This window comes from Thioalkalivibrio sp. ALgr1, assembly GCF_000378285.1.
Classification (GTDB): Bacteria; Pseudomonadota; Gammaproteobacteria; order Ectothiorhodospirales; family Ectothiorhodospiraceae; genus Thioalkalivibrio.
In genome coordinates, this window is record NZ_KB905132.1 from 302,993 (window position 1) to 324,290 (window position 21,298).

General features: G+C 65.2%; 16 protein-coding genes. 9 read left to right on the forward strand and 7 right to left on the reverse strand.

All coding sequences use genetic code 11. From position 1 onward, the window contains the following. Positions 1-27: 27 nt before the first annotated feature. Together F466_RS0101520 and F466_RS0101525 are read left to right on the forward strand one after the other, a co-directional pair. Positions 28-441 carry a (deoxy)nucleoside triphosphate pyrophosphohydrolase gene (locus tag F466_RS0101520; protein ID WP_026296390.1) on the forward strand — a complete coding sequence of 138 codons (414 nt, stop codon included), beginning with the start codon at positions 28-30 and terminating at the stop codon, positions 439-441. After that, a complete protein-coding gene (locus F466_RS0101525) occupies positions 438-3,638 on the forward strand; it encodes a DUF3427 domain-containing protein (protein WP_026296391.1) in 3,201 nt (1,066 codons plus the stop codon). The genes F466_RS0101520 and F466_RS0101525 overlap by 4 nt, the downstream gene beginning before the upstream one ends. Positions 3,639-3,681: 43 nt before the next feature. Here the strand turns inward: F466_RS0101525 and galE are convergent, their stop codons facing one another. Together galE and F466_RS0101535 are read right to left on the reverse strand one after the other, a co-directional pair. Beyond that, positions 3,682-4,734 carry a UDP-glucose 4-epimerase GalE gene (gene galE, locus F466_RS0101530; RefSeq protein ID WP_018993291.1) on the reverse strand — a complete coding sequence of 351 codons (1,053 nt, stop codon included), beginning with the start codon at positions 4,732-4,734 and terminating at the stop codon, positions 3,682-3,684. Between the two features lie 60 nt (positions 4,735-4,794). Further along, entirely contained in the window at positions 4,795-5,376 is a 582-nt protein-coding gene (locus F466_RS0101535) for an ElyC/SanA/YdcF family protein (protein WP_018993292.1), read from the reverse strand. A 518-nt stretch (positions 5,377-5,894) separates the two neighbouring features. On the opposite strand from F466_RS0101535, the gene F466_RS0101540 reads away from it, so the two are divergent. The 5 genes from F466_RS0101540 (at position 5,895) to prsT (ending at position 14,310) form a co-directional block, all read left to right on the forward strand. Beyond that, the gene (locus F466_RS0101540; RefSeq protein ID WP_012983857.1) at positions 5,895-6,533 is read left to right on the forward strand and encodes an XrtA/PEP-CTERM system exopolysaccharide export protein; all 639 of its coding nucleotides are present in this window, start codon (positions 5,895-5,897) and stop codon (positions 6,531-6,533) included. 133 nt (positions 6,534-6,666) lie between these two features. Continuing rightward, positions 6,667-8,061, forward strand: coding sequence for a TIGR03013 family XrtA/PEP-CTERM system glycosyltransferase (locus tag F466_RS0101545; protein WP_018993293.1), 1,395 nt, complete (start codon positions 6,667-6,669; stop codon positions 8,059-8,061). Positions 8,062-8,064: 3 nt separating this feature from the next. Further along, positions 8,065-10,131, forward strand: a complete 2,067-nt coding sequence (prsK, locus tag F466_RS0101550; RefSeq protein WP_018174993.1) for an XrtA/PEP-CTERM system histidine kinase PrsK — start codon at positions 8,065-8,067, stop codon at positions 10,129-10,131. A 26-nt stretch (positions 10,132-10,157) separates the two neighbouring features. Further along, positions 10,158-11,495: a PEP-CTERM-box response regulator transcription factor gene (prsR, locus tag F466_RS0101555; protein WP_018174994.1), complete on the forward strand. Its 1,338-nt coding sequence runs from the start codon at positions 10,158-10,160 to the stop codon at positions 11,493-11,495. 34 nt (positions 11,496-11,529) lie between these two features. Beyond that, positions 11,530-14,310: an XrtA/PEP-CTERM system TPR-repeat protein PrsT gene (prsT, locus tag F466_RS0101560; protein WP_018993294.1), complete on the forward strand. Its 2,781-nt coding sequence runs from the start codon at positions 11,530-11,532 to the stop codon at positions 14,308-14,310. 90 nt (positions 14,311-14,400) lie between these two features. On the opposite strand, the gene F466_RS0101565 is transcribed toward prsT, so the two are convergent. Beyond that, positions 14,401-15,069: a class I SAM-dependent methyltransferase gene (locus F466_RS0101565; RefSeq protein WP_018993295.1), complete on the reverse strand. Its 669-nt coding sequence runs from the start codon at positions 15,067-15,069 to the stop codon at positions 14,401-14,403. Between the two features lie 237 nt (positions 15,070-15,306). Here F466_RS0101565 and pepA point away from each other — a divergent pair, with 237 nt between their 5' ends. Further along, entirely contained in the window at positions 15,307-16,137 is an 831-nt protein-coding gene (pepA, locus tag F466_RS0101570) for a flocculation-associated PEP-CTERM protein PepA (RefSeq protein ID WP_019592349.1), read from the forward strand. Between the two features lie 122 nt (positions 16,138-16,259). Here pepA and F466_RS0101575 read toward each other — a convergent pair whose 3' ends face one another. From F466_RS0101575 to F466_RS0101590, 4 genes are read right to left on the reverse strand one after another with little or no spacing between them, the layout of a single operon-like run. After that, positions 16,260-17,135 (reverse strand): ThiF family adenylyltransferase, encoded by an 876-nt coding sequence (locus F466_RS0101575; RefSeq protein ID WP_018174998.1) that lies wholly within the window; start codon positions 17,133-17,135, stop codon positions 16,260-16,262. Further along, positions 17,135-17,911 (reverse strand): PEP-CTERM/exosortase system-associated acyltransferase, encoded by a 777-nt coding sequence (locus F466_RS0101580; RefSeq protein WP_018174999.1) that lies wholly within the window; start codon positions 17,909-17,911, stop codon positions 17,135-17,137. Before F466_RS0101580 ends, F466_RS0101575 begins: the two co-directional genes overlap by 1 nt. Beyond that, the gene (locus tag F466_RS0101585; protein ID WP_018993297.1) at positions 17,901-18,719 is read right to left on the reverse strand and encodes an acyl-homoserine-lactone synthase; all 819 of its coding nucleotides are present in this window, start codon (positions 18,717-18,719) and stop codon (positions 17,901-17,903) included. The genes F466_RS0101580 and F466_RS0101585 overlap by 11 nt, the downstream gene beginning before the upstream one ends. 43 nt (positions 18,720-18,762) lie before the next feature. Further along, positions 18,763-19,356: a PilZ domain-containing protein gene (locus F466_RS0101590; RefSeq protein ID WP_018139497.1), complete on the reverse strand. Its 594-nt coding sequence runs from the start codon at positions 19,354-19,356 to the stop codon at positions 18,763-18,765. A 354-nt stretch (positions 19,357-19,710) separates the two neighbouring features. Between F466_RS0101590 and F466_RS0101595 the strand changes: the two genes are divergently transcribed. Next, positions 19,711-21,267 (forward strand): XrtA system polysaccharide chain length determinant, encoded by a 1,557-nt coding sequence (locus F466_RS0101595; protein WP_018139498.1) that lies wholly within the window; start codon positions 19,711-19,713, stop codon positions 21,265-21,267. Positions 21,268-21,298 lie beyond the last annotated feature (31 nt).

Consider the following 21,298-nt stretch of genomic DNA (forward strand, 5'->3'; position numbering starts at 1 on the left):
CGGCCAGAGGTTAATGGAGAGCCGGTGTTGGAAACGCTCATAGAAGCGAAGCAGGCGGTGGTGGTTTGCGGCATTCTGGAGGATGCACAGGGGCGGATCTTTCTGGCGCGTCGCGGGGCCGATCAGGCGCTGGCGGGGTATTGGGAATTTCCCGGTGGCAAGGCGGAGGCGGGTGAGAGCCTGGAAGCCGCGTTGTGTCGCGAATTTCGTGAAGAGCTGTCGATGGGGCTTCGGGTGGGCGAAGAGATCGGGCGCACGCCGATTCCGGGTAATGGGGGGCTTGAGTTGGTGGCGCTTCGGGCCTGGACGGACGACGAAAGCCCGGTGCTGACGGTGCACGACCGGTGGTGCTGGGTGTCACCATTGGAGGCTCGAGTGCTCGAGCTTGCGCCTGCGGACATCCCATTGCTCGAAGCCTTTATTGCCGCACGTTCCGAATGAGCCGAGATAGCGCTGCCAAATCCCTCTCCAGTGGCCAATGGGTCGGCCTGCATGAACGGCTGGATACGCCGCGGGTGCGGCAGGCGCTGGACGCCTTGGGGCTGGAGGAGCACGCCCGTTGGAGCCAGGGTTTGGAGGGCGACGACCTGGCGTTGAGCCTGGTCGCTGAGCTGGCCCAGCGGCTCGCGGAGCGCGCGGGTGAGCTGCGGGAAAAGGGACACGACGATTGGACGCGGGCCGTGCAGGGGCTGGCGGATGCGCTGGCGGCGGCGGGGCATCCGCTATCCGGGATCGAGGAGGACCTTCCGCAGCCGCCGTTTCGGCAGTTGCTGGAGGTGCGTTCCCCGGCCGCCGATCAGGTGGGGCAGCAGGAGACGCCACGGCCGGATGTTCCCTTGGCTCTGTCCAGCCTGCTGACTGGGTCCGATCGCACACCGAGTCTGGTCACGCAGATCGAGAAGGAGCTGGCCAGTGCGGAGCGGGCCGATTGGTTGGTGTCCTTCATCAAGTGGAGTGGGATTCGCACCCTGCGCGAGACGCTGAAGCGCTTTACCGAGACCCCGACGGCCGATGGCTCGCCCAGGCTGCGGATCGCTACGACCTCGTACCTCGGGGCTACGGATCTCAAGGCGATCGAGTTTCTGCTGGGCCTGCCGAACACCGAGATCCGGGTCTCCTACGACACGCACCGCACGCGCCTGCACGCCAAGGCCTACCTGTTCCATCGGAGCACGGGGTTTGGCAGTGCCTACATCGGCTCGGCGAATGTCTCGCGCGTGGCAATGGATGAGGGGCTGGAGTGGACGGCCAAGGTCAGCGAATACGAGCTGCCGCACATGTGGCGCCAGATCCAGACCTCGTTCGAGGCGCATTGGGCAGATCCGGCGGAGTTCGAACCGCTCACCACGGACGACCTACCCCGTCTGCAACAGGCACTGGAATCGGAATCCAGCTCGGGGCCTGGGGCGCAGAAAGAAGCCACCGCGTTCTTCGACCTGCGGCCGTATGCCTTTCAGCAGGAGATCCTGGAGGATATCCAGCGCGAGCGCCGTTCGGGGATCGACCGCCATCTGGTGATCGCGGCCACCGGGACCGGCAAGACCATGATCGCCGCGTTCGACTATCGCCGGTTTGCGCGTGAGCAGGCGGATAAGGGGCGCCCGTCGCTGCTGTTCATCGCCCATCGTGAGGAGATCCTGCGGCAGGCGATGATGACCTTCCGTCAGGTCCTGCACGACCGCGAGTTTGGCGATGTGCTGGTGGGCGGGGCGCGTCCGAGTCAGGACCGCCACCTGTTCTGCACGGTGCAGAGCTGGAATGCACGGGACCTCGATCGCCTAGACCCGGCGCATTTCGATTACGTGGTTCTGGATGAGGCGCATCACAGCAGCGCCGGAAGCTACCAGCGCATCCTCGAGCATGTGCGGCCCAAGTGCCTGCTGGGCCTGACGGCGACGCCGGAGCGCACGGATGCCGACGACATCCGCCAGCACTTCGGCCAGCGTTACACCCACGAGATCCGCCTGCCGGATGCGATCGAACGGCGCCTGCTGGTGCCGTTCCATTACTTTGGTGTGGCCGACCATGAGTCCGTGGATCTGAGCCGGGTGAGTTGGCGGCGCGGGGGCTATGACGCCGACGAACTGGAAGGGGTGTTCACCGGCAACCGGGCGCGCTCCGATTGGGTCCTGCAGCAGGCCCATGAACACGCCACGGATCTCGGCTCGGTTCGCGGGTTGGGCTTTTGCATCAGTCGCGCGCATGCGCGGTTCATGGCCGAGCATTTCTCGGCCAAGCAGGTGCCCAGCGCGGTGCTGACGGGCGACAGCTCGGATCACGAGCGGCAGTCGGTACAGCGCGATCTGCGCGAGGGGCGCATCCGTTTCATCTTTACGGTGGACCTCTACAACGAGGGCGTGGACCTGCCGGAGGTGGATACCGTTTTGCTGCTGCGCCCGACCGAGAGCCTGACCGTCTACCTGCAGCAGATGGGCCGCGGCCTCCGGTTGCACGAGGGCAAGCCGCACCTGACCGTGCTGGATTTCGTCGCGCCACAGGATCGGCGTTTTCGTTATGCCGCTCGGTTCCGGGCCTTGAGCGCGCGGCCGGAGAAGCGGGTGGATCACCAGATCCAGGAAGGCTTCCCGTGGTTACCTAGCGGCAGCCTGATCCACCTCGACCGCCTGGCCACCCAGCACGTTCTCGACAACATCCGTGCGCAGATCAACCGCCAGCGACCGCAGATCGTGCGCGAGTTGAAGGACTGTTTCCGGGAGGACATCGACTCCGCCAGCCTGTCCAAGATGCTCGACTGCCTGCATATGGATGATGCGGAAGACCTGCTGCGCAAGGACCTGCCCTCCCGGCTGCGCGCGGACTGCGGAGGCGAGTCGACCGAAGCGCTGGGACCCTATGCCAGCGGCCTCAAACGCGGGCTGCAGCGCTTGGCGCGGTGTGACGATCACCAGTTGCTGGAAACCCTGCAGACCCATCTGGCGCAGCCGGCCGCGAACGTTGAGCAGCTTGCCGAAGAAGATCGGCTCCGGCTGGCCCTTGTCCACAGCACCCTATGGGGCAAGACGCGGCCGGGGGGCGGGGACCTAACCGCCGTGGACGCCTTCGTCCGCGAACAGCGCCCCCTTTACCGGGACATCCAGGAAGTCGCCGCCTGGCGACACGAGCGTATCGTCCCCGCCAGCGGCATCACCTTCCCGGAGCAGACGGGGCCGCTGGAACTGCACGCGTCCTACACCCGCGAGCAGATCCTGCTGGCGCTGGGACTTGGCAGCCTGGAGAAGCCGATCACCCAGCAGGAGGGCGTGCGGCACGTACCCGATCGACGCGTGGATGCGCTGTTCGTCACCCTGGAAAAATCCGAGCAGGAGTTCTCACCCACCACCATGTACGAGGACTACGCCCTCAACGAGCGGCGTTTCCACTGGCAGTCGCAGTCCGGCACCTCCCCCACCTCGGAAACCGGGCAGCGTTACATCCACCACGAGGCGCGTGGCTACACCCCCATGCTGTTCATTCGACGGGCCAAGCGTGATGCGACGGGCCTCAGTGAGCCATTCACCTTCTGCGGCCCGGTGCGTTACCAGCACCACGAGGGCAGCAAGCCGATGAGCATCATCTGGGAGCTGGAGCACGAACTGCCCACCCGGCTTCTGCACCTCGCCCGCCGTACGGTCCTGTAACGGGAGAGGCTGCCCGCTTGCGGACGGCCGCCTCGACGGAGGATCAGGGGGCGCCGTAGGCGTGGGCGGTGGTTTCCGGCATGGGCAGGGGGCGGAGTCGGACGGCCAGCGGGGGTGCGGCTGCGGTGGTCATGCGGCGTTCCCAGGTGAGGGCGTGGCGGACGATGAGGTCCAGGTCGTCGTACTCGGGTGACCAGGCCAACAGGTCGCGGATGCGGGACGCGTCTGCGGTCAGGGCTGGCGGGTCTCCGGCGCGGCGGGGGCCATGGATGATGGGGAATCGGTAACCGCTGATGCGCTGCACGGACTCGAGGACCTGCAACACGCTGTAGCCGTGGCCATAGCCGCAGTTGAGGGCCTGCGAGGAGCCGCCCGCCACCAGGTAGTCCATCGCGCGCAGGTGGGCGGCGGCCAGATCCTCGACGTGGATGTAGTCCCTTACGCAGGTGCCATCGGCGGTTGGGTAATCGGTCCCGAAGACGGTGATGTTTTCGCGCTCGCCCAGGGCGGCCTGGCAGGCGACCTTGATCAGGTGGGTCGCGTTGGGAGTGGCCTGGCCCAGCGTCCCGTCAGGGGCCGCGCCGGCCACGTTGAAATAGCGCAGGCAGACGTAGCGCAGATCACTCGCCTGGCCGAAGTCGGCGATCATCCGCTCGGACATGACCTTGGATGCGCCATAGGGGTTGATGGGCAGCAGCGGGCTGGTTTCGTCGACGGGGTTTTGTGCCGGGATACCGTACACCGCGGCGGTCGACGAAAAGACCAGGAAACGCACGCCTGTCGCCTGACACCCCTCCAGGAGGTTCAGGGTGTTACGGGTGTTGCTGCCGTAGTATCCGAGTGGATCGGCCAGCGACTCCGGGACAACGATCCTGGCGGCGAAGTGCAGGACGCCGTCGAACACATATTCCCCGAGGACACTGTGCAGGTGCTGGCGATCGGCCATGTCGCCAACGATCAGCGCGGCATGCCCAATGGCCCAGCGGTGCCCCGTGCTGAGATTGTCGTAGACGACGACATCGTGACCATCGGCCAGCAACTGGCGCACGACATGTGAACCAATATAGCCCGCTCCACCGGTTACCAGGATTTTCATCGCCAAACCTTCGCCTCGTCGTTGATCGAACGGCTGTACATAAATGAGTGGCGTGCCGGGCTATTCGGGCCCGTACTGCCAGCGATACCAGGCCATGCCCCAGTACTCGTGCAGCGCGAGCCAGCTGGCCCAGAGCGCACTGGCCTGTGGGCGGAAGGCCTCCAGGGACCAGCCGCTATCACGCGGCACAAAGGCACCGGTCGGGGCCGGGATAATCTCCAGGCCCGCGCGCTCGAATGACCAAGTGGCGCGCGGCATGTGATGGGCATGGCTCACGAGTGCCACGCGCTCGATCCCCTCTGCATGCAGCTGCTCGGCGGAGTGCCGGGCATTGCCCCAGGTGTCGCGCGCATTGGGTTCCCGCAGGATCGGGTGGACGCCATATTCCTTCAGTACCTCTGCCATGTAGTCGGCTTCTGGAACTCGCTCCTCGGGGCCCCCGCCCGAAACCATCACGGGCAGCCCGGTGCGGTGGTGCAGGTACGCCGCGTAACGCAGGCGCACCAGTGCCAGGTCGTGGACGGTCTCGCCCGAGAACTCCTCGGCTCCACTGCGATACCCGGCCCCCAGCACCACAATCGCTTGTGCGTCCGCCAGCTGGTTGTCGTCCGGCGGCGCAAAACCCTCCTGTAAGGGCTTCATGAGGGCGTAACTAAATACAGGAGTAGACAAGGAATAGCTCAATAGAAGGCCGATTACCAACAGCACTTTTCCAACATTTTTTCGGTAAATAACCAACCCGACAATGGCAAGTATGAGAGGCCCGGAAGGAGGCAGAAGAAGCCAATTGGCTAGCAGACGCAGAGGGATGGGGTCCAACGTTTTTCCCCGGTAGTAGACGCAAAATCAAGGACCCTATTTTGGGCCCACCAACGGGATTTGAAAGGACCAAATAAACCGAACGGAAAACACCCCATCGTCAGTCTAAAGACTGATGGTCTGGGCCGGGTGCCACGTCTAACATCGATTATCCAGGGGAATAGCCAATACTAACTAAGTGCTTGCTATTGCCCGCACCGTTTCGAGGCTAAACGGAGACGGGTCCGGGCACGATCAGGGCCGGGTCCGGGTTTCGCCGGACAATGAAGTCGGCGGTGTCAAATTGGACTGACTCAAGGAAGCGGAAGCGTTTCCTTACACGCCCAAAGGGGAGACAAGCGATGACCGTCAAGACCAGCCCACAAAGTGCTTTTATTGTTCTCATTTTGTCCCTGGCATTCGTCCTGGTGACGACCAGCGCCTGCACCACCACGCCCTATCCGGATGCCCCCTCGACCGTGGAAAAAACGGTGGTGGACCAGTACATCATCGGTCCCGGAGACACGCTGAATATCGCGGTCCGCAACAACCCGGATCTGTCCACCGCAGTGGCGGTGCGGCCGGATGGCCAGATCACCACGCCGCTGGTGGAAGACGTGCAGGCCAGCGGCAGAACCCCCAGTGAGCTGGCGCGGGACATGGAAGACAAGCTCTCCGACTTCCTCCGCGACCCGATCGTGACGGTGATGGTGACCAGTTTTGCTGGCCCCTATGCCCGCCAGGTGCGCGTGATCGGCCAGGCGGCCGAGCCTCAGGCGCTGCAGTACCGCGAAGAGATGACCGTGATGGATGTGATGATCGCGGTCGGCGGGATTACCGATTTCGCGGCCGGCAACCGCGCCGTGCTGGTGCGCAACGAAAACGGCGAACGCCAGCAGTACCGCGTCCGCCTGAACGACCTGATCTACGGGGGCGACATCTCGGCCAACGTGGACATGTTGCCGGGCGACATCCTGATCATCCCGGAACGCCGCTTCTGACCGGTGCGGGCACGGCAAGGCCTCTTGCCGCGCCCGCAGGTTACAAGCCGAGCGGACAACCCGGTTTCGGGAAAGAAACAGGCATCGATCGCCTCCCCGGCTCTGGGGGAGGTGACCGGGGGGCATCTTGAGCATGCGCATACTTGGACATTACGTATCGCGACGGATCCTGGCGCTGGTGGGGCTGGAGCTGGCTGCGATCTACATCGCGCTCTACCTGACGCTCGCCCTGTTCGCCCTGTCGCTGGGCCCGGTCGACCCCTGGATGCCGGAACTCCTGATCGCCGTGGCGGTGGTGCTGTTCGCGGTGATGCTGGTGGGGCTTTACGAGCAGGAGTGCCTGGCAAGGTTCAGCCTGCGATCCGCTGTGGTGCGCCTGGGCGGGGCTCTGGTCCTGGCGGGTGGCGCGCTGGCGATCTACGGGTTGCTCACGGCCAGCAGCGTACTGACACCGACGATCGTGGGCAGTGGCGCGGTGATCCTGCTGGCAAGCCTGACGGCCGAGCGCAGCCTCTTTCGCGGGCTGTCGGAGACCGATGCCTTCAAGCGGCGCATCCTGGTCCTGGGCACGGGCAGCCGTGCGCGCTCACTGGAGGTACGCCATGCCGGACCCGACGGGGGCGATGCCACCTATCAGGTCGTCGGCTATGTGGCGACCGAGCGCGAGACCGATCGGCTGGTGGACCAGCAACGACTCCGGGTGCTGGACGACAAGACCAGCCTGCTGGATGTGGCGCGCTCGCTGCGGGTGGAGGAGATCGTGGTGGGCATGCGCGAGCGCCGCGAGAACCTGCCGATCAATCAGCTGCTGGAATGCAAGCTCAACGGCATCCGCATCACGGACCTGTCGACTTTCTTCGAGCGCGAGGACCGCCAGCTCCAGCTGGACGGGATCAACACCAGCTGGCTGGTGTTTGGCGGGGGCTTCCGCCAGCACCGCGCACGCGCCCTGGTCAAGCGCAGCTTCGATCTGCTGGCGAGCACGGCCCTGCTGGTGGCGACCCTGCCGGTAATGCTGCTGACCGCGATCGCCATCAAGCTCGACAGCCCGGGGCCGGTGCTCTACTGGCAGACCCGGGTCGGCCAGGGCAACACGCCGTTCGAGATCTGCAAGTTCCGCAGCATGCGCATGGATGCCGAGGGGGACGGCGTGGCCCGCTGGGCCAGCGGCGACGACGACCGCATCACGCGCGTGGGCCGGGTAATCCGCAAGCTACGCATCGACGAGCTGCCGCAGATCATCAACGTGTTTCAGGGGCGCATGTCGTTCGTGGGGCCGCGCCCGGAGCGGCCGGTGTTTGTGGAGCAGCTCAGCGAGCAGATCCCGTATTTCCTCGCGCGCCACAGCATCCGCCCCGGTATCACCGGGTGGGCGCAGGTGCGCTACGCCTACGGCGCATCGGTCGAGGATGCCCGGCAGAAGCTCCAGTACGACCTGTACTACGTCAAGAACCACAGCCTGTTCATGGATCTGATGATCCTGTTCGAGACGGTCCGCGTCGTCCTGTTTGGCCGCGGGGCCCGCTGAGCCATGAATCTCGCCGCGCCCAGCTATCTCCTGGCCGCCCTCGCCTTTCTCGTCCTGGTGGTGCTGGCCCTGTGGACCTGGCGGCAGCGCCCGGGGAGCCTGTGGGTCGCGGGCGCGGCGCTGCTGTCGGTGATCTGGGCGCTGCACATGGCGCTCGTGGCGCACGAGATCGGCGAGGCACCGGTCTCCGGCGGGGCCTTCGAGGTGCTGCGCAACGCCGGGTGGTTCGCGGTCCTGTTCGCCCTGCTCGCCCGTCGCGGCGAGCCGAGCACGCGCCCACCCGCACCCTTGCGCACGGCGATGATCGTCACCGCCGCGCTGATGTTCGGCGTGTTCGCTGCCCTGGCACTGCCGCTCCCGATAACCTATGGCGCCTGGGTGGGCACTGCGATGCTGGGCATGGCGGTGCTGGGCCTGGTGCTGGTCGAGCAGGTCTTTCGCAATACGCCCCTGCAGCGGCGCTGGGAGATCAAGTTCCTGAGCCTGGGCCTCGGGGCGATGTTCGCCTTCGACCTCTTCCTGTTTGCCGATCTCGTACTGTTCGGGGCGATCAACAGCCCGGCCTGGCAGGCCCGCGGCCTGGTCAATGCGCTCATCGTGCCATTGCTCGCGATCTCGCTGGCCCGCCGGCCGCTGCAGGCCCGCGAGGCCCCGGTGGTCTCGCGCCACCTGCTGTTTCACACCGCGGCGCTGATCGGCGCCGGGCTTTATCTGTTCGCCATCGGGGCCGCCGGGTACTACCTGCGGCATGTCGGGGGCGATCTGGGTGCCTTCCTGCAGGTAGTGTTTCTGTTCGGCGCGGCGTTGCTGCTGGCCGTCATCGTCGCCTCGGGCAGTCTGCGGTCGCGTCTGCGCGTCTTCCTGGCCAAGCACTTCTTTCGCTACTCGTTCGATTACCGCCAGGAGTGGCTGCGGTTTACCGGAACGCTCTCGGCCGAAGATGACGAGATCCCGTTCCGCCAACGCGCCATCCAGGCGATCGGCGAACTGGTGGACAGCCCTGGGGGGCTGCTGTGGGTGCGCGACCGCAACGGCCCCTACGCCCTGGAGGGGGTACTGAACCTGGGCGATCCGAGTTATCCCCCGGAGGAGCCCGACGGGGCACTGGTGGAGTTCGTCGCGCGCACCGGCTGGGTGATCGACCTCAACGAATACCGCCGAGACCCCGAGCTGTATCAGGGCCTGCAACTGCCCGAATGGCTGGCGCAGAACACGCGCCTCTGGGTGGTGGTGCCGCTGCTCAAGGGCGAGCGTCTGCAGGGGTTCGTCGTGCTCGCCCAGCCCCGCGCGCCGCGCAAGATCGACTGGGAGGAACGCGACCTCCTGAAGACCGCCGGGCGCCAGCTCGCGGTGTATGTCGCGCTGGTGCAGACCGACGAGGCCCTGCTGGAGGCCCGCCAGTTCGAGGCCTTTCACCGACTGGCGGCGTTTCTGGTGCACGACCTCAAGAACGTCTCGGCCCAGCTGTCCCTGGTGTGCTCCAACGCGGAGCGTCACCTGTCCAACCCGGACTTTGTCCGCGATGCCCTGAACACGGTGAGCAATGCCCGCGACCGGCTGGAGCGGACCCTGGCCCAGTTGCGCCACGCCCAGGCCACGCCCGACACACCGAGCCGCATCATCCCGCTGGATCGGCTTCTCGCCGAGGTCTCCGAGGCCAGCAGCCACCGCTCGCCCCTGCCGCGGCTCGACCTGCGCGAACCCGCGGCCGTCATCGGGGACCAGGAGGGACTTAAAAATGTACTACTCAATCTTGTAAGAAATGCTCAAGAAGCTACGCCGGATGACGGCTCAATCAATCTCAATCTTTACACCGAAGGGGGTTGGGCTATTGTTCAAATTGAAGACACGGGGAGCGGTATGGAGCCGGCTTTTCTCAAGAATCGGCTCTTCAAGCCCTTTCAAACCACCAAGGGAAATGCAGGGATGGGGATTGGTTTATATGAGGCGCGGGATCGAGTTTTGCGCATGGGAGGACGCATCACCGTCGACAGCGAGGCCGGCGTCGGAACGATCTTTACCCTGAAGCTCCCCTTGCAGATGGCACCGGCCATGGCTGAACCGTCATGAAGGCCGCAGGTGATTGCGAGGGTTCCATGCTGAAGCTTCTCATCGTCGAAGACGATCAGGGTCTGCGCAACCAGCTGAGCTGGTGTTTTGAGGGATACGAGATCCTGGAGGCCGAGGACCGCGAAAGCGCCATGTCCAGGATGCGGCGCCATCAGCCGGAGCTGGTGACGCTGGATCTGGGCCTTCCGCCAGACCCGGCCAATGCTTCCGAGGGCCTGGCCCTGCTGCAGGACATCCTGGCGATGGACCCGGAGACCAAGGTCATCGTTGTCACCGGGAATGACGATCGCGAGAACGCGCTCAAGGCCGTGGCCCTGGGCGCCTACGACTACTACATCAAGCCGGTCGAATCCGACCTGCTGCGGATGATCGTCGATCGCGCCGCCCACCTGTACGGCCTCGAGGCGGAGAACCGCAAGCTGGCGCGCAAGCCCGGGGCGTCCCTGAGCGGGGTCATCACCGCCGACCCGGGAATGCTGGATGTCTGCCGGGTAGTCGAGCGTGTCGCACCTTCGGACGCCACCGTGCTGCTGCTGGGCGAGAGTGGCACCGGGAAGGAGGTGCTGGCACGCGCGCTGCACGACCTGAGCGGGCGCGCGGATGAACGCTTCGTGGCGATCAACTGCGCGGCGATCCCGGAGAACCTGCTGGAAAGCGAACTGTTCGGGTACGAGAAAGGCGCCTTTACCGGGGCCACACGGCAGACCATCGGGCGCATCGAACACGCCAACAACGGGACCCTGTTCCTGGACGAGATTGGTGACCTGCCGCACAGCCTGCAGGCCAAGCTGCTGCGCTTTTTGCAGGAGCGCAAGATCGAACGCCTCGGCGGTCGCAGCGAGATCCCGGTCAACGTGCGCATCATCGGCGCCACGAACCAGGACCTGAAGGCGCTGATCCAGCAGGGCGAGTTCCGCGAAGACCTGTATTACCGCATCAGCGAGATCTCGGTCTCGATTCCTCCCCTGCGCGAGCGCAAGGGGGATGCAACGCTGATCGCGCACTACCTGCTCGACCGCTTCACCCAGGATCAGCGGCGGCCGCGCCGCGGCTTTACCCAGGACGCCACCCACGCGATCGAGTCCTACGACTGGCCGGGCAACGTGCGCGAGATGGAAAACCTGATCCGCCGCGCCGTGATCATGGCCGACAGCCAGTTGATTACCGCAAAGGACCTGGGCCTGGAGCCGCCCGAGGGCGAGGCCCCGGCGGTACGACTACGCGATATCCGCGACAGCGCAGAACACGAGGCCATCCTGAAGGCGATGGCCCGCAGCAAGAACAACATTGCCCAGGCCGCCGACCAGCTCGGAATCACACGGCCGACGCTCTACAGCCTGCTCGACAAATTTGGCCTGAGGTAAACCCGCCATGAAGACTCCCCGTTCTGTATCCCGTGTGGTGGGCGCGCCCCGCCGCACCCTCCCGCGCCTGGCCCCGTTGCTGATGGCGCTGACCCTGGTCGGTTGCGACGCGCTGGGCACCCCGACCGAGGCCGAGCACCGCGAACGCGCCGAGCGCCACATGGAGGCAGGCGAATATGCCGCGGCCACCATCGAGTATCGCAACGTGCTGCAGCGCAATCCGGACCCCGAGGTGCGCGGCCGCCTGGGCCTCGCCTATCTGCGCGACCAGCAGCCGGAACCGGCCGTGCGCCACCTGCAACGAGCCCTGGAGACGGGCGCGGACCCGAACGAGTACGCCCTGCCCCTGGCGCGGCTGCTGTTCATGCTGGGTGGCAGTGGGGCAATCGCCGAGATCCCCGAGGCCGATGGCCTGGAAGGCGAGGATGCCGCGCGCCTGCTGGCCTATCGGTCGCTGGCGGCCTATCAGGCGGGAGACGCCACTGCCGGATCGGATTATCTTGAGGCCGCCCGCGAGGCGCATGACGATCTGGTCGAGATTCATCTGGCGCGCGCCTACAAGGCGATGTCCGATGGCGACGCCGAGCAGGCCATGAAGATGACCGATGCGGCCCTGGAAAAGGACGCCGAATTTTCGCCTGCCTGGTCCCTCAAGGGAGACCTGGAACGGGTGCAGGGCGACCCCGAGGCTGCACTCAAGGCCTTTAGCCGCGCCGTCGAGTTGCGCCCGGATGCGATCGCCGAACGCCTGAAGCGCGGGCTGATGCACGTCGAACTGGGGCAGTTCGACGAGGCCCGGGCCGATGGCAAATTCCTCAAGGATGGCGCACCCAACCACGCCGGCGGCCACTTCCTGATGGGGCTGATCGAGTTCGAGACGGGCGAACCCCTGCAGGCTCGCCCCCACCTGGAAGAGGCGCTGGCGGCCTCGGCCAACTACCGCCTCGCGATGCCCTATCTGGCGGCCATCCAGCTGGAAGAAGGCAACTGGTCCCAGGCGGAACGCCTGCTGGAGCGCCACCATGCGCTGGGCCCGGCCAACGCGATGAGCTATCGGCTGCTGGCCCAGCTGCGCATTGAACAGGGCCGCACCCAGGATGCGCGACGGATCCTGGCCGAGGCACTGAGCGAGCGGCCCGACCTGATCGAAGCCCTGGGCGATCAGCTGGCCGCGCTCTATATCGGCGAGGGCGACACTGAAAGCGGGATCGAGGTCCTGCGCGAGGCCCTGGCCAACCGCGCGGACCGCCCGGAACTGCAGGAGATGCTGGGGATTGCCCTGGTGCGGCACGGCGACCACGAGCAAGGCATGGCGCTGCTGCACCGAGTCGCCAGCGAAAGCGCGGATGTACGCCTGGCCGACTACTCGGTGGCCCTGGCGCATATCCGGGATGGGCAGTACGAGCAGGCCCTGGAGGCCACCCAGCGTCTGCGCGACAAGGACCCGGAAAACCCGCAGGGCTTCAACCTGATGGGCGCCGCCCTGCTGGGGATGGGCGAAACCCACGAGGCCCGCCTGATCTATCAGGAAGGACTGTCGCTCCATCCGGACAACAGCACCCTGGCCCTGAACCTGAGCTCGCTCGAGGTCCGCCAGGGCAACCTGGAGACGGCCCGCGAGATCCTCGAGGACCTGCAGGAACGCGACCCCGGGCATCCCACCTCGGCGATTCGGCTGGCGACACTGCATTTCCAGCAGGGCGAGATGGAGGCCGGCAAGCGCTGGCTGCAGGACGCAATCGAGGCGCACCGGGATCGGATCGAGCCCTACCTGATGCTGGCACGCGCCCAGAACCAGCAGGAGGATCACGCCGCCGCCCGATCCACCCTGGAAAAAGCCCGCGAACATCACCCCAACGACACCCGAGTGCTGGGCCTGCTGGTCGATCTGCAGGAGCGCGAGGGGGACTTCGCGGGCGCGGCACAGACGCTTGGGCACCTGGCCGTACTGCGGCCGGATGCCGCGGAGCTGCGCTTCCGGCAGGCGCGCAATCTCGCCGCGCTGGGCGAGACCGAGCAGGCCGTCACGGCCCTGCGCGAGACGCTGTCGATCGACTCCAGCCACATGAGCGCGCGCATGGTGCTGACCCGCCACCTGAGTCTGGCCGGCGAGGTCGACGAGGCGCGTCAGGTCTTCGAGCCTGTTGCGGAGCGGGCCCCGGAGGCGGCGCAAGTGATCGCGCAACAGGCCTGGTTCGACGCACAAGCCGGCGAGCTCGACAAGGCGATCGAGGGCTACGAACGCGCCCTTGAGCGTGAGTCCCGACGCGACTGGCTGGTGGAGAAATACCAGGTTCAGCAGCGGGCCGGCCATTCCGACGCGGCCCTGGAGACGCTGCAGGGCTGGCTGCAGGACCACCCCGATGATCTCGCCTCGCGCCACCTGCTCGGCTCGGCGCAGATCAACGCCGGCCACGAGGCCGAAGCCCTGGAAACCTACGAAACCGTGCTGGAGCAGCGCCCCAACGATGTCATCGCGCTGAACAATGCGGCATGGCTGGCCCGCGAGACCGACAACCCCCGCGCCCGCGAGTATGCCCAGCGGGCTGTCGAACTGGCCCCGGATCAGCCCGCGATTCTCGACACCCTGGGCGTGGTCTTGCTGGAGGGCGGCGACACCGAGAGCGCGCTGGAGACCCTGCAGCGGGCCTACCGGATGAGCCCGCAGGCACCGGATATCGGGTTCCATCTGGCACAGGCCTACCAGGCCAGCGGCGAAACCGAACAGGCGCGCGCCCTGCTGACGGAACTGCTGGAGGCCCACGAAGATTTCCCGGAACGCGAACGGGCGCAGTCGCTGCACGAGTCGCTGTAAAACCGGAAAAGCGAGAAAGACGCGCCGAGCAGAAGCCCACGTCCGCGTGGGCTTCTGCTTTTCCGGCCAGCGTCGAAACTGGCGCCAGGACTACTGCGATTTCTTCAACAGCAGGTTGTAGCAATTGCCCGAGATCGAGGAGTCGACCACCTGGAACCCGGCGCTGGTGAAGCGACTCAGGATATCGCGGGCCTCGTACGGGGTATGCAGGATGCCTTTGCGCATGCCCCAGCGGTTGATGCGTTCGGCAATCAATTTGAGTGGCTGCGGCGTGCGCGGATACAGCAGGACGTTCGCGGCCAGGGTGCCCCCCGGCTTGAGCACCCGAAAGGCCTCGTGGATGGCGCCGTCCACATCCGGAAAGCAGTGTACCGAGTTGGCGATGTTGGCCGTATCGAACTCGCCGTCGGCGAACGGCAGCTCCGCGGCGTCGGCGTGTTTGACAGTCACGTGCTCGTCCTTTGCGAAGCGGTGGCGCGCGCCCGCCAGCATGGATTCGGCGTAATCCACGCCAACGATTTCGCTCTCCGGCAGTTTGCGCCGGCGCCGCCACTTGAGGGCCATCTCCAGCAACGTCCCCGTACCGCAGCCGATCTCCAGATGCCGGGCCCCCATGTTGCGGCCAAAAAACCGGATCTGGGCGCCCAGGGTGCTGTTGTAGGCAAAGGTCAGGATGAAAAACCCCCGCGCGTCGTACCACCACGGTGGCGACTTGTAGGCCTCGGCAATCTCGTCGCGGGTCTTGGCACGCTTGGACATGTGGCATCTCCTTCACGGAAAGAACGGCCGAGCCCCCAATCCCCGCCGTCCGTTTTTTTTACAAAGCCCTTTTCCAGGACCAATGAAAAACAAAACAAACGCTTTGAAAATCCGATAGTTAACACTTTTGGCACGCAGCCTGCTTTACTTCACTCGCAAGACAGGACGACTAGCAAATTGAAGTGGAAGTAAGCGTTAACCCAAACAAATTGATGCTAACTGGTGGAGGATTACAACATGGAAAGGTTCAAGCAAACAGCGCTGGGGGCGGTACTGGCAGTGGCCAGTCTGGGGCTTGCGAGCACCGCACATGCCGGCGTCTTCACGATTGATGATTCGCAGCTCGATCTCTCGACGATCGCGGTCGGCGAACGTCAGGTTGACCGTATTACCGGCGGGTATGAGGAGCTGCTGACCCTCGATACCGACGGTTCCTTCGACGCGGCGGCCTACTGGAACGTAGGTCAGTACTTCCTTGGGGGTACAAGCGTCAGCAATCGCCTGGGCGCCGGCGGGGACGACGGTGATCTGTTCTATGGCCTGTATGCCGTGTTCGAGTCCTCCGGGACTTTCGACGCGGGTTCGGGCGAGTTCACCGGCACCACCGGCTCGATCGCGCTCTACCTGGATCCGAATCTGGATACCACCTTCGGGTTTAACTCGGGCGATGCGGCCGACGGTGTGGCCCTTGGCGGCACGGGTGATGACATCCTCGTAGGCTGGTCCGACATCTTCGAGCGGGGCGCGGGTCGCTTTGAACCCGGCTCGGACGATATCGGCAGCTTCGCGCTCATCTTCAACGAGTGGATGCTGACGGATGAAGGCAAGCAATTCTTCACCAGTCCGGACCCGTTCTACATGAATGTCCGAGTATCGGGTCAGTTCGACTTTATCGAGGGTTTCGAGGAAGTCGATCAGCGCACTACCTTTGATGTGGTCGGCTCGGCCGACGCCCGGTGGTTCGGGGTACCCGAGCCGGGCATGCTGCTTCTGCTGGGAACCGGGCTGGTAATGCTCGGCTTCGTCGCCACGCGACGCCGCCGCCGCGAGACTGGCCTGGCTGCCTAGCAGCCCTTGTGGTTGGGCCTTCTGCTCCCCCCTGGGTGGAAAGCCTCTCCCGGCCCCTCGTCTTCGGACGAGGGGTTTTTTTATGTCCGAACATACGAAACGCGAGGCTGGATGGCTGCTGTTCAGACCTGGGCCCGGAGACGTGCGAGTCGACGTCGTCCGATCGCCAGCAGCAGGCGCTGCAGGGGATTGCGGTTGCCACCGGGGCGCCAGGTGCGGGCGAGGCGCTGGCGATAGGCATCGAAGTGAACGCCGCGCGGGGCCCAGACGACACGGCCACGTCCCAGCAGGATCTTCAGGGCCTCGGTACCCATCACCCCGGCGCACAGCTCGCAGGCCATCACGGTGGACGGGCCATGCTGCGCCCTCAGGTCGACGGCGGCAGGATCGGCCAGATAGCCCATCTGCATCATCGACGGGGCCAGGCCCATCATGAAACGCAGCGCCAGCTCCTCGTCGGGCAATCCATCGCGCAGGTCGAAGTAGTCATCGAACGACAGACCACCCGGGCGGAAATTGAGCAATGCGGCCCCCATGCCGAGCGGGGCCACGGTGATCGCCGGGATCCCCCGCTCCGCGCACGCGGCGAAGACCTCGCGGCGGACCTGAAACACGAAAAAGTCGAGCCCGTCGACGTAGAGATCCACACCCTGCAGGAAGGCCTCCAGATTGTGCTGGTACACCCCCTCCGGGAATGTGGTGATCTCGAGCTCCGGATTGATGTCCAGCGCCATCTCGCGCAGGACCTCGACCTTGGGTCGGCCCAAACGGGACATGCCGGCCCCCGCCTGGCGGTTCATGTTGTGCAGCTCGAAGCAGTCGAAATCCGCGATATGAAAGCGCCCCACCCCCAGGCGGGCGAGCGTCAGCAGATGGCTCCCGCCGACACCCCCAAGACCGGCGATCGCCACCCGCGCACCGCGCAGGCGTTCCATCTCCGGCCAGGTCACCCAGCCATGAGTACGCCGGAACGCCGCGTGATAGTCGAATTCAGGCATCAGGCCGCGCTGGCAATCGCGTCCCAGAGAGAGTCGGAGGGATGGGGGTCGGAGAGATTGGCATAGGAGTGTGCATACAGCTGGCTCAGCGATGGTGAACGGTGAATCCCGGCCAGGGCTGTAAGCAGACTAATATGAAACGGCGCGCGGCGACCATGGTAGTTCTGAAGCGTGCCGATCTGCTTCACCTTCAGGCCGTGGCGACGCAGGATGCGCGCCAGCGACGGCTCCATCATGGCGAAGGCATGCGAGCGGCCCTCGATCTCCATCATGGCGACCGCACTCATGAACAGACTCAACGCCAGCAGCGGGAAGGTACGCGCCTGTTCCAGAGGCACATTCAGCAGATGAAGGTCCCCGACAGGAGTGACCGACTCCCCCAGACGTCGCCGGAACAGGCCATTGACGGCCAGTCGGGAGACCTCGCAGATCGCGTCCCGCTCCAGCCGGTCCGGGCGAAATTCGGTCTCGTAAAAGCAGTTATCGCAGTGGCGCTCCATCGGGAGTTCGTGGATCTTCTGACGCGCGTCGACATGCACGACCCGGACGCAGCCCGCGTGGGTACCGCTCACCACATGCTCCAGCAGGCAATGCGTGGACTGGGCGTCATATTCGTCGATCTCGCGCTCGCCCGGGCAGTTCTCCGGAGACTCGTAACGAAACTCTCGGCAGTAGACCTCGTAGCGCAGTCGGTACACCGCCTCCAGCTGCTCCTTGTCCGGCTTCACCAGAGAAAAATAGCGGCAGAATGCCGTGATGAGCGGGTCATCCTGCACAGGGCACTTCCATAGCCCTTGGGGCGTGATACACACGCGGGCGCCAACAACGCTTGTACCCCGGCGCCGCGCGGTACGGGAACGGTGGGTGCCCGGCCAGTTGCGCATAGTGGGGACGCGCCGGTGCGTCGCCCAGCCCCAGCCGGCGGCGCCAGGCGGACAGCGCCAGGCCGGACTCGGCAGTCAATGCACGAAACGGCAGCCGCAGCCCCCGGTGATCACAGGCCTCGCCACACAGCTCGATGGGGATATGGTGGCGCTGGAGCAGACGCGCGAGGGCTGGTCGAATCATGAACAGCAGATAGTCATACCCGTGGTCTTCGGCATAGGCCTGGGCGGCCTGGCAAAGGTGATACAGCAAACGCGGCGATCCGCGTTCCGGTGAACCACGAGCAATCAGACGGGAAACCTCGAGCACCCGCGGGGACTCGACCCTGGGCGTCGCGAAGGCATCCTCAAACAGATGCCCGGCGGCCATGGTCGGGAGGAGACCCGCCTCCGGCCGGATCAGACGCATGGCGCCAACCCAGTGCCCGCCGTCGTACAGCCCGCCCATCCGCACCAGAAAATGAGCGGCGTGCTCGTCGTGGATGTCGCGCTCGAAACCTTCCGGGTAACGCTCGGCCGCTTCGAAACCAGTCTCCAGACAGTACACCGCGTAGCGCATCCGATAGTGAATGCGACGCGCCCGGGCGCCCGTGGCGAGATACACCTGATAGGACGGGGAGTGCCCATCCGGCAGGCAACGATCTGAGGTGGGGCGTCCCGGTTCGACGCCAGCATGGGTATACAAACGTTCGTCCTCCATTGCGTAATTCAATACGGATTTCCCCGGCCAGAGGCGCATGCCTTCAAGCCGTCGTGTCGATGCGTTGACCCGGGCCATTGCGCCTGAGAAAACGCAGGCCCAGACCCACTCGGCGATCGGATACCACGACGGCATCGAAGGTCCCGGCGGTCGGGAGCATTAGCTGCAAGGCGGTATCCGGCGGCAAATACGGGTACTGCCCGACCAGCGCAATCCGCGCGCCACCCCGCGAAAGATCCATCAGGCGGCACTTGCGCCACTCCTTTCGGATGCCGATCTCGGTCAGCAGGTTGACCGCATACCGAGGCCAGCAGCGCTGCTCGGGCCGGCCGGGTGTCTTGCGGCCGTAGCGCCAGGCGAATGCGGCCGACCAGTGCCTCGGGTTCGGCGAACAGGCGTAGAGATCGGCCTGAGCCGGATCCGTAATCGGGGGTTCCCCGAGCCGGTCGATTACGGCCTCCACCAGCTGTCCGGCCCAGGACTCGTACTCTTCGTCACTGGCACTGAACCGATGGAGCTGTCGGTAGATGTCGTTCATCAGCGCGAGGCGCTCGCTCCAGTTCCGCTTGAGCATGGCGGGATGCCAGAACTCCGCCAGATTCTGCGCGAGACTTCTCTGGCCCAGATCGTCGTGCATTTGAGAATCCCTCCCAACCGCCAGGCCACCCCCCTGCCGCAGCCGTTTCGAGCCTAATCGAACAAAGCCCAGCAAACTGCGTACCAGTTAACGTAAATCCCTGATCCGTTATAAAACCGCGAAAATTTATTAGAAAACTCAGCTTCAAAATTTTTTCAGGTGTAAACATTCTCGACACGTGTAGACAAGGGAAAACAAACGATCTTCAATAGCCCTAGACGTCTCCCGAGGTGGGGCTCAAGCAAGGTGCCAATCGACCTTGCGGGGAACCCTTTTACCGGAGAACTGTTACTCCGTTCGAAGACCCACAAGGCGTCATTGAACGTCAAAGGGTTTAACAGGGGGCAACAAGAAATGGAAAAGATTGTTCAGGATTTTGTTCAGCGGGCGCGCGCCACCTGGCGCCGCCGCTGGTGGATTCTGCCGATTGCCTGGATTGTGTGTCTGGGCGGATGGGCTTACATCCAGAGCCTCCCGGATACCTATCAGGCTAATGCGCAGGTATTCGTCAACACTCAGTCCGTCCTGAACCCGCTGCTGCGCGGGATGACGGTGCGCCCGGATACAGAAGAGCGGCTGCGGATGGTGACGCGCACCCTGCTCAGCCGCGACAACCTGGAGACCATCGCCCGGCAAAGCGACCTGGACGTCTACATGGGTAGTGCCGACCTCGACGCGCAGGTCAGCCTGCTGCGCAGCAGGCTGACCCTGGACGGCGAACGGCGCGAAAACATCTTCACTGTGCGTTTTCGCCACAGCAATCCTGATGTGGCCGAGCGCGTGGTCCGCGAGACGGTGAATCTGTTCATGGAGCGCGGCCTGGGCGACTCGCGCCTGGATCTGAGCACCTCGCAGCGATTCATCGAGCGCCAGATCGAGATCTACGAGCGCCAGCTGCAGGCCAGGGAAGCCGAGATCGAAGACTTCAAGCGGCAGAATGCGCGCTTTATCAGCGGCGACGGCAACTTCTATTCGCGCCTGGAACGCGGCCGCGAACAGGTGGCCCAGGCAGAGCTGCAACTGCGCGAGGCCCACAGCCGCCTGGCCGCATTGCAGCGCCGTGCCGAGGAGAGCCGGTCGGGTGGCGGCACGGTGAGGGCGCAGTACCGCAACCCGGAGCTGGACCGCCGGATCAACGACCTGCAGGAAAACATCGATGCCATGCGGCATCGCTACACCGACGACCACCCCGACATCGTCGCCGCAAGGCGCATCCTCTCGGAGCTGGAAGAGCGCCGCTCGCGCGAAGCCGCCGACTACGCGCGCAACCCGGCGGTCGTACCCATTGGGGCGACCGGGGGTGGCGACGCGCTGCAGGCCGCGATCACCGACGCCGAGAGCGAGATCGCGATGCTGGAGACCCGGATCGAAGAGTTCCAGGCGCGGGTCGCGCGGCTGGAACAGGATGTCGACCGCGCTCCGGCCGTGGAGTCGGAGCTGACCGCGCTGACCCGCAACTACGACGTACTGCGCGACTCCTACCGCCAGCTCCAGAGCCGCCGCGAACAGGCGATCATGTCGGGCGCGGTGGAGTCGGAAACCGACTCGGTCGATTTCCGCGTCCTCGAGCCGCCGCGCCGACCGACAGCCCCCTCGGCACCCGACCGCCCACTGATGGCCACCGGCATCTTGCTGGTCGGTCTGGGCGCGGGCACGGGCTTCGCCTTCCTGCTTTCACAGCTGCGGCGGACGGTCAGCAATCGGCGGCAGCTCGCGGAGATCGCCGGTCGCCCGGTTCTGGGCACCATCTCGGCCGTACGCACACCCCAGATACGGCGCCGCCGCAGGCTGGAGCTGTCGGCCTTTTCAATCGCCCTGGCCACCCTCCTTCTGGTGTATGCCGTGGTCATGGGTCTTTACCTCACCGGATCGGCCGGTGTTCTCGACGAACTGCTGAGCCTGTTGCGATGAACGGCCGCGGCCATCGGCCCGGTGTATCGCA

Coding starts and splice junctions, on each gene's coding strand:
- F466_RS0101525 (WP_026296391.1), top strand. CDS start 438: ATGAGCCGAGATAGCGCTGCCAAATCCCTCTCCAGTGGCCAATGGGTC.
- galE (WP_018993291.1), bottom strand. CDS start 4,734: ATGAAAATCCTGGTAACCGGTGGAGCGGGCTATATTGGTTCACATGTC.
- F466_RS0101535 (WP_018993292.1), bottom strand. CDS start 5,376: ATGAAGCCCTTACAGGAGGGTTTTGCGCCGCCGGACGACAACCAGCTG.
- F466_RS0101540 (WP_012983857.1), top strand. CDS start 5,895: ATGACCGTCAAGACCAGCCCACAAAGTGCTTTTATTGTTCTCATTTTG.
- F466_RS0101545 (WP_018993293.1), top strand. CDS start 6,667: ATGCGCATACTTGGACATTACGTATCGCGACGGATCCTGGCGCTGGTG.
- prsK (WP_018174993.1), top strand. CDS start 8,065: ATGAATCTCGCCGCGCCCAGCTATCTCCTGGCCGCCCTCGCCTTTCTC.
- prsR (WP_018174994.1), top strand. CDS start 10,158: ATGCTGAAGCTTCTCATCGTCGAAGACGATCAGGGTCTGCGCAACCAG.
- F466_RS0101565 (WP_018993295.1), bottom strand. CDS start 15,069: ATGTCCAAGCGTGCCAAGACCCGCGACGAGATTGCCGAGGCCTACAAG.
- pepA (WP_019592349.1), top strand. CDS start 15,307: ATGGAAAGGTTCAAGCAAACAGCGCTGGGGGCGGTACTGGCAGTGGCC.
- F466_RS0101575 (WP_018174998.1), bottom strand. CDS start 17,135: ATGCCTGAATTCGACTATCACGCGGCGTTCCGGCGTACTCATGGCTGG.
- F466_RS0101585 (WP_018993297.1), bottom strand. CDS start 18,719: ATGGAGGACGAACGTTTGTATACCCATGCTGGCGTCGAACCGGGACGC.
- F466_RS0101590 (WP_018139497.1), bottom strand. CDS start 19,356: ATGCACGACGATCTGGGCCAGAGAAGTCTCGCGCAGAATCTGGCGGAG.
- F466_RS0101595 (WP_018139498.1), top strand. CDS start 19,711: ATGGAAAAGATTGTTCAGGATTTTGTTCAGCGGGCGCGCGCCACCTGG.